The 8,088-nt window shown below is 43.2% G+C and carries 7 protein-coding genes; 2 read left to right on the top strand and 5 right to left on the bottom strand.

All coding sequences use genetic code 11. The features are described 5' to 3' along the window. A partial coding sequence (locus ABZB17_RS17365) for a hypothetical protein (RefSeq protein WP_372651981.1) occupies nt 1–1,002 on the top strand: 1,002 nt, incomplete at its 5' end. A gap of 77 nt (nt 1,003–1,079) precedes the next feature. Here the strand turns inward: ABZB17_RS17365 and ABZB17_RS17360 are convergent. The 5 genes from ABZB17_RS17360 to ABZB17_RS17340 all read right to left on the bottom strand — a co-directional run bounded on the left by ABZB17_RS17360 (nt 1,080) and on the right by ABZB17_RS17340 (nt 7,006). Then, on the bottom strand, nt 1,080–3,005 hold the full coding sequence (locus ABZB17_RS17360; protein ID WP_372651979.1) for a peptide-N-glycosidase F-related protein: 1,926 nt from the start codon (nt 3,003–3,005) through the stop codon (nt 1,080–1,082). Nucleotides 3,006–3,020: 15 nt separating this feature from the next. Beyond that, nucleotides 3,021–4,304, bottom strand: coding sequence for a transglutaminase family protein (locus ABZB17_RS17355; RefSeq protein ID WP_372651977.1), 1,284 nt, complete (start codon nt 4,302–4,304; stop codon nt 3,021–3,023). Nucleotides 4,305–4,446: 142 nt separating this feature from the next. Beyond that, nucleotides 4,447–5,115: an epimerase gene (locus ABZB17_RS17350; protein ID WP_372651975.1), complete on the bottom strand. Its 669-nt coding sequence runs from the start codon at nt 5,113–5,115 to the stop codon at nt 4,447–4,449. A gap of 1 nt (nt 5,116) precedes the next feature. After that, a complete protein-coding gene (locus tag ABZB17_RS17345) occupies nt 5,117–6,223 on the bottom strand; it encodes a metallophosphoesterase (protein ID WP_372651973.1) in 1,107 nt (368 codons plus the stop codon). Between the two features lie 3 nt (nt 6,224–6,226). Further along, nucleotides 6,227–7,006 (bottom strand): SDR family NAD(P)-dependent oxidoreductase, encoded by a 780-nt coding sequence (locus ABZB17_RS17340; RefSeq protein WP_372651971.1) that lies wholly within the window; start codon nt 7,004–7,006, stop codon nt 6,227–6,229. Between the two features lie 192 nt (nt 7,007–7,198). Between ABZB17_RS17340 and ABZB17_RS17335 the strand changes: the two genes are divergently transcribed. Continuing rightward, nucleotides 7,199–8,088, top strand: an 890-nt coding sequence (locus ABZB17_RS17335; RefSeq protein WP_372651969.1) for a PQQ-dependent sugar dehydrogenase, incomplete at its 3' end; no start/stop codon positions are given.

Below are 8,088 nucleotides of genomic sequence, written 5' to 3'. Positions count from 1 at the left end.
GCTTTGAAAAACCTGGCAACGATTCCTGCTTTAGGCTTTTTGGGTTTGGGTGCTTTTAACGAAACACAAAAATATGGTGTAGATACGCTTTCGGGGGCCACAATAAAAGTAGGAGGTGCCGATATAAAAGAACTGAAGGGAGAACTTCCGAAAGGAAAGATCGGGCCGCACGAAATCAGTCGTTTGGTAGCCGGTGGAAACCTGATTGGCGGTTGGGCGCACTCGCGCGATCTGCATTATGTGCCGTCGCTTTTCAGAGCTTATAACACTGAAAAGAAGATTTTTGAAACGCTGATGTTGGCTGAGGAAGCCGGAATTAATACCATCAATATTGGTTTTCCGACAAATGCCACCATGCAGAAATATAAGAAGCTAACCGGAAGTAAAATTAAAGTGATTACGCAGGTGCACCCCGATGCTGATAACAACGACTACGTGGTGAATATCAATAAAGCCATCGATTTTGGTGTGGATATTATTCAGATTCAGGGGAACTGGTGCGACTGGCTGGTGCGCGACAACAAGCTGGATAAAATCGATCTGATGCTAAATCATATCCGCGAGCAGGGTTACACGGCCGGGCTGGCTTCGCATACGGTTGATTCGCTGATTGCCTGTGAGGAGCAGGGGATTATTCCGGATTATTACATGAAAACTATGCATCACGATAATTACTGGTCGGCACACCCGCGCGAGAACCGTGTGCCCTTTGAGGTGGATGGTAAAAAATATGCCGATCACAACCGTTTTCACGATAACCTGTTTTGTTTGTTTCCCGAAAAAACGGTGGAATTTGTGAACCGCGCCACAGTTCCGGTAATGGGTTTTAAAGTGCTGGCTGCCGGCGCCATTCAGCCCGAAGATGGTTTTAACTGGGCCTTTAAAAATGGTGCCGATTTTATATGTGTGGGTATGTTCGATTTTCAGGTGGTGAACGACGTAAATATCACCATCGATACGCTGAATAATTTGCAGGGACGTACGCGGAAATGGTATGGCTAACGACCTGTCAACTAAATAAAAAGAGTGATTGAATTCAATTTTCAATCACTCTTTTAGTTTCTCGGTCACATTTATTCTTAATTTCTAAATCCACTTTGTGGAACTTTGTTAAAACGCCTGTTCATTTTGTGTTCACCATCAATGTATATTTCCATTACATAACGTCCTTCCTCCAAATGGCGCAAATCCAGACCCGTTTGAGTGTCTTTAATGTTGGTGTACTCGTGTGTCTCTATGTACTCGCCATCTTTTGTAATGCGTGCTTTTAATGTTGATGGTTTGTTGGTGGTGGTATAAATTGTAGCATAATCTTTTACCATGCGCGGGTAAATATTTACCGACAGGTGCGCAATGGTGGTGTCCACTTTAAAATCGTCGTCGGTTCTGAAAGCAAAAAACTGTCCGTTTCCACAATCGCTCTCAAATAAATGAATGAGGTTTCCTTCGGTATCTTTTAAACGTAAACGCCCGTAACCTGCATCGGCCAGAAACCAAAACTCAAGCCCTTCGCCCGCCGTATCTACCAAATTCAGGAAGTATGAGCCTTCTTCCAGCTCGAGAGTGTCGATGTAAGTTGTGGCCGAATCGAGCATTTCGGGTGTTTTGGAATAAACAGTGTCGTAGTTGCTACTTACAATTTGCACCCAGTTGTCCTCGGGTTTGTTGTTGGTCATAAATTCCACCACAAATTTCGATGGAATTGTTGGAATACTTTCAAATTCCGCATTCATATTATTGTCGCCATCCCATTCATCTTCTTTGCCATTGGGCTCTTCCAAAATCACCGAAAAGGTATTTAATCCATCCTTCATATCAATTTCTCCCGGAAGCGAAATAATAGCAGCTTCATAAAAACCAAGGTTTCCTTTCCATTGGTAGGTTTTCTCTTCAAACCCATTGGTTGAATAAATGATCTTCAGCTTTTTTAGATCTCGGCTACCAAGGTTTCGGATTTTGATGAGCGGACTGAAACCGCGAGGATTAAAACGGTTGTAATTGTCTTTCAGGTTTGGTGCAATAATTTCTTCAATGGCCACATCGTTTTCGTTATTCGGTGCAGCATATTGGAACAAATACGATGTGATCTGTTCATGCGGCTGATCTTTATTGTTGGCAGTAAATGGTTCCATGTCGAGGTCGAGTTTGTGGCTCCCTTTTTTCATCGGAATATCAACCACATCAGGTACCTGTAAATCACCGGGGCACCAGTAAGCGCGGTCGAAAATCCAGGTTCCGCCCTGCGGATACAGCGGGTTATTGCCGCAGTCTTTCCACATATCGCGGTGATCAACAACTTCACCGTCGAACAATAACTCGCGCCAGCGACTACAAAATTCGCTACAACCGCTGGGTTCATCCATTCCGTGCCCGGTATGCTGAATACGAAAACGGGCAAAATCAGCATTTTCTGCGGTAGTAACCGTTTTGGGCGAAAGCTGCTCTTCGATGGGATCATCTGGGTCGCCATACCGAAAATTGCCATCCCACATCTTTTCAACAGAAATAAAATCGGCTACCTGCGGGCCAAAAGTGATGTCGAAATCAAGTGTTAAATCCCAACCCAAATCGGGCGATTCGTAACCCGAGTGAATATATTCAATCTCAACACTATCGCGCAAAAAAGCCTGAAAGTCGGTAACATCAATACTCCAGGTGTAACTCCAGCCTTCTTTAAAATTACTGCCGTATGGAGTCAGCATGCGGCCAATTTCGTAGTTGATCATTTCGCCGTGAACTCCACCTTTTCGCAAAATCTTCACACGGTCCATATAATCCCAGTGGGCGATGGCGCGATCTTCCGGGTAGGCAAGAGTCAGGTTCAGAACAATTCTCCTTATCTCTTTGTCAGTAGAAGGGAAATCGCCCCATTTTACAAAGCTTTTTACCCCTTGCGACGGATCGGTATTGATAAGTACTTTGTTGTGTGTAACCACGTTTGTGGTTTGTGCCAGCAAGTGCTGAGCTGCAATTAGTAGGGTTAGAATTACAATTAGTTTTTTCATGGATTGTTAGCTGAACTAGTTCGTTAAAATAAGTTGAATATCTTGGGTTGGAGTGTTATCGGTAGAAAGATCAAATTCTTGTTCGATCTGTTCTTCAGGACTGGAGACTACAAAACGGTAGCTTGTTCCTTTCTTCAATTTAAACTGAAGAAACTGATTCATGTCGTCGGTTTTACGTGGCGAATAACCAAAGTTGATGTTTTTATCGCCTTCAAAAACATCAACGCGGCAACTCAATCGTGATGCACTTACAGAAGTATCTTCGTTAGCAAAAACCACCACATTCGCTATCAGCTCGTCGTCATTGAGTTTGCTGTTTTTAATGGATTCCTGATAGATGTTGATGTAGCGCTGTGTTACGTTATGTCCCCAGATGTAAGGCTCAATACCTGCTGCTTCAATTTTCATTTCTTCGTATTGTGGTCGCATTTGCCCGGGGAGTTTAGTGGTATCAACCACTTGCATAATGTAAGGCGCATCAACTGCTGCATAATACGGCATTCCGGTTGGTTTGTACGAAGCAGCATAAATCCAGTGCAGCATGTTGTCGGGATCGGCTTTTCCGGCGTCGGCGACAAACCACGATTGATTTAAGGTATCAGGATAATATTCAATAAACTGCCACCCGCCGTCTATCCACACTTCGCTCCAAGTGTGGTTGCCTTTGTAGTTGGTCCACATAGCGGTACCGGCAAGTCGCGACGGAATTCCTACAGCACGGTAGGCATCGGTAAGTAAAATGGATAAACCTGTGCATGTGGCCATGTGTTCTTTCATGGCTTGCAAGGGGCTGATATCTACCTTCGAGCGGTTGGTATTGTATTCCACATCCACTTCGTCTTTTATATTACGGGCGATCGACATAATTGCCTCAACCATGTTGTCTGAGTTTTCGGCATAGGATGCAAAACGCTCGTAAAAGTCTTTCCGCCACGCATCGCGATCCTCCGAAATGTTGGCGTATGGAAGTACTTCGTTAAAAAAGACAGAATCAGGAAGATTTGCACACCAGCTGTATTTTTCGCGAGCCTTGTAGGCATAATCTACATTTTCGAGCAGAAAGTCGGCCGTTAATGTGGTAAGATCACATTCCGGCATATAACTGATCAGAAATGCCATACCTTCTTTTTGTTTTTTCGACGATTCTGCCAAAGCTTTTTCCAGTTCGGCAGCATTGTCGCCGGCTTTAATCAGCGCTGAGTCTAAAAGCGAATGATACTGTTGAGGAATGTTGGGGTAGTTGGTTGTGCACGACCACGTAAACAGCAGTAGAATGCCAATGAGATGAAGTTTGTTCATTTTATGATTATTAAAATATTTTAATAATGCAGTAAAGCTAGTAAAAAAAATTATTTACCCAGTACGAATGAAACAAACCAATCCTGCTTTTACTTTAGAAAGAGGATATTATCTCAGAAATGAAGCGAAAAAGAGCCAATTTTTATTTCTCAGCCAGTTGAATAATATCTTTTGGTTTAATAATTACAGCGTTGTAGCCATACAATGTGCAGTTGATCATTGCTTTTCCCAACTGCGTTGTGTCTACCACTGTGTTTGGTGCCACGGCTTTGAGCAAACGTACCAGCCACATAAAATAATCGTAAACAAACTGGTAGGCTTTGGTTCGCGATTTTATTCCGCGCAAGGGAATGATCAATCCCGGGCGAAACATAAAGGCTTGTTTAAATCCCAGTTTGATCAAATCGTTTTCCGTTTTTCCTTTTACACGCGCCCACATTACTCTGCCTTTTTCTGAGGAATCTGTCCCTTCGCCTGATACATAAGTGATTGTCATTTCCGGGTTGAGCGGGAACAATTCCCTTGCCAGCGAAAGCGTATAGTCATAAGTGACCTTTTTGAAATCGTTTTCTTTCATCCTCATTGAACTGATTCCCATGCACAGGAAACAGGCGTCGTAGCCGGCAAGTTGGGCTTTTACTGTTGAGAAATCGGAAAAATCGTTATGAATGAGTTCTTCCAGTTTCGGGTGTGAAATATCAAGCGGATTTCTTCCGATTACCAAAACCTTTTCAACCGTTTCATGATCGAGACATTCGAGTAAAACACCTTTTCCTACCATTCCGGTGGCACCGGTAATAATGACATTCATATTATTCGGGTTTTAGTTTCAAAATTACGATTTCGCTTTTGGTTCCTACGCGCATTGGCGGGCCAAAAGTTCCCACTCCCTGCGAGGTGTAGATGCGTGTTCCTTTATAATCGCCCAGTCCTTTGTTGTATTTGTAAACCATGCTCACAACAAAATTAAACGGAAATAACTGGCCGTTGTGTGTGTGCCCGGCCAGGTAAAGGTCAACACCATGTTGATTGGCAAACTCAATTCCATCGGGGCTGTGATGCAGCAAAACAGTTGGTTTTCCGGGGAAGATGTTCAGCTCATCAAGAACCGAACGGATGCTTGGCCGCTTCCTTCTTTCAGGAATTTCCTGTTGGCTGTTATCAGCCCGCATATGGTTGAGGCCAATAATTTGAATCTGGTTAAAATGGGTCACCTCGTTTTCCAAAACGGTAACGCCAATTTCACGCAGATTATCTTTTACTTCTTTGGCGCCCGAATAACCATCGTGGTTTCCTTCGATAAAATAAACCGGGGCATTCATTTGTTTTAACGGCTCCAGACTTTTGCTGTTTAATCGGATTTTTCCATCAAAAAGGTCGCCGGTAATAAATACCACATCCGGGTGTTGGGCGTTGGTTTTGTCCACTATTTTTTGCAGTGTTTTTGGCCCCCAGAAATGCCCGATATGAACATCGGAGAGATGAGCAACCTTAATTTCGCCCGTTAGCCCTTTCATCGGAATTTCTACTTCGCTAATCCTTCGGTACTGAGCGTTAACAATTCCGGCAGCAGTAATAAAAACAGCCAGCGAAAGGGCGGAGATTCCCAACAACCGGGGAACTGATTTTGTAAAAATACTTACCAGATCGACAACTGCAACCGAAAGTAAAAGGTAGAGCAAAAAGCCCATTACGATCGAGGCCGCAATGTAGATTATATTACCAAAAGCCGCCTGCGTATTGGTGGTTGTGGCAATACCGGCAATCATAAATACGGTTAAGGCACCAAAAGTTATATAAAGGTAACGCGTTGTTGGCAACTCAAAATAGAACGAAAATCGTTTGGCCAGATACATATTCGCTCCAACCAGAAATGCGATAAAAACAATAAATATTAACCAGGGAAATAGCTGTTTCATAGTTTATTTGGGTTGTTGCATGCTTTTTACGGTTTTTAAAAGAAGCTTTTTAGGCATAAACGGAATTCCCGAGATCATTATTTTTTGTGCTGTTGTTAATCCCGACACTACGTCGATTTTTCCTTTTAGCATGGCTTTGTAACCCGCTTCGGCAACTTTGCGCGCGCTTGCTGTTTTTTTGAACATCGCGGTTTTGTCCATTCCCGATGAGGCACCAAATTCGGTTTCGGTGGCACCGGGCATTAGGTTGGTAACGGTAACATTGGTATCGGCAAGCTCTGCTGAAAGGGCATTGCTGAAAGAAGTAACGTAAGCTTTTGTGGCAAAATATACCGCTTGCAAGGGGCCAGGCATTAAACTGGCCGTTGATGAGGTGTTTAGTATTTTCCCGGAGTTGCGCGCTACAAAATCGGGAAGGAACAAGCGTGTCATGGCGGTTAGCGAAGTAACATTCAGGTTAATCATTGCCATGTGTTGTTCGTAATCGAGTTCATGAAATACGCCAACACCTCCAAAACCGGCGTTGTTGATCAGGATCTCAATTTCGATACCTGCCTTGTTAATTTCATCGTACACCTCTTTTGGCGATTTGGGCAAACCTAAATCTTTCGCAATTACAAAAACCTTTATACTGTGTTTTGTTTCCAGTTCCGTTTTTAGTGCTTCCAGCTTGTCGTTATTTCGGGCAACAATTACCAGATCGCCTCCTTTTTCGGCATGTATGTGGGCCAGTTCGCGGCCAATTCCGGTTGAAGCGCCGGTTATTAGTGCTACATTTTTCATCTCTTATCAAATATTTTTCTGTTCAATGAACCTTTAAAGTTTTCTGTATAACAACGATAAAGGTCTAAAAATTCCTGATCATATTAAGAAGTGTCTTAATAAATGTTAAATTAATTTGCTGAATATGAATGAACAAAATAGGTTGATTTTCCTTAACTTATAAAAGTTTTAAAAAGATCTAAATCAACGGGAATGAAAACAACAATCGTATTTTTTACCATTTTATTTCTCTCTTTTTCGCTTACCGTAAACGCTCAGGATGGCGCACTGCTGTATGGGCAAAACTGTGCTTCGTGCCATGGCGCCAATTTGGGCGGAGGAAATGCGACAAGTTTGGTTGACGGAATTTGGCAATTTGGTGCAGAAGACGGCTATGTTTTCCGAAATATAAAATTTGGAATTCCGCATCTGGGAATGCCCTCATACGAAGCAACGCTCAGTGATAGAGATATTAATGCTATCATTTCGTATATCCGCGAGTCGGAGAATAAGGTCGGGGCCAAAAAACCACCGATTGCCAAAGAAATGGAAACGATGGATTATAATATGGATGTAGAAATTTTTGCTGAAGGATTGGAAGTTCCGTGGGCAATTGATTTTATGGATAAAAATACAGCTTTAATTACGGAACGCCCGGGCAGGCTGCGAATAGTGAAGAATGGAATATTGCTTGATGAGCCGGTAAAAAATACGCCGGAAGTATTAAACCAGGGGCAGGGTGGTTTGATGGATGTTGCAGTTGATCCCGATTTTAGCGAAAATGGCTGGATTTACCTTGCCTACAGTCATGTATTAACAAGCGGTTACAGTGGAAACCGGCCACCTGCAATGACACGTATTGTTCGTGGAAAAATTGAAAATAACAGCTGGACCAACGAGGAAGTGTTGTTTGAAGCTCCGCATGATACCTACCGAACCACACGCCACCACTATGGTTGTCGTATTGTTTTCGATCCGGAGGGCCATTTGTTTTTTGCCATTGGCGACCGCGGTGCCGGATACCAGGCGCAGGATTTTTCGCTGCCAAACGGGAAAGTACATCGTATTTACAAAGACGGAAGTATACCGGAAGATAATCCATT

This window comes from Draconibacterium sp. (assembly GCF_041583095.1).
Classification (GTDB): domain Bacteria; phylum Bacteroidota; class Bacteroidia; order Bacteroidales; family Prolixibacteraceae; genus Draconibacterium.
This window is presented reverse-complemented; position numbering and strand designations above follow the sequence as displayed.

Bases quoted from the DNA above. Each gene is read 5' to 3' on its own strand.
- ABZB17_RS17360 (WP_372651979.1), bottom strand. From the start codon at position 3,005: ATGAAAAAACTAATTGTAATTCTAACCCTACTAATTGCAGCTCAGCAC.
- ABZB17_RS17355 (WP_372651977.1), bottom strand. From the start codon at position 4,304: ATGAACAAACTTCATCTCATTGGCATTCTACTGCTGTTTACGTGGTCG.
- ABZB17_RS17350 (WP_372651975.1), bottom strand. From the start codon at position 5,115: ATGAATGTCATTATTACCGGTGCCACCGGAATGGTAGGAAAAGGTGTT.
- ABZB17_RS17345 (WP_372651973.1), bottom strand. From the start codon at position 6,223: ATGAAACAGCTATTTCCCTGGTTAATATTTATTGTTTTTATCGCATTT.
- ABZB17_RS17340 (WP_372651971.1), bottom strand. From the start codon at position 7,006: ATGAAAAATGTAGCACTAATAACCGGCGCTTCAACCGGAATTGGCCGC.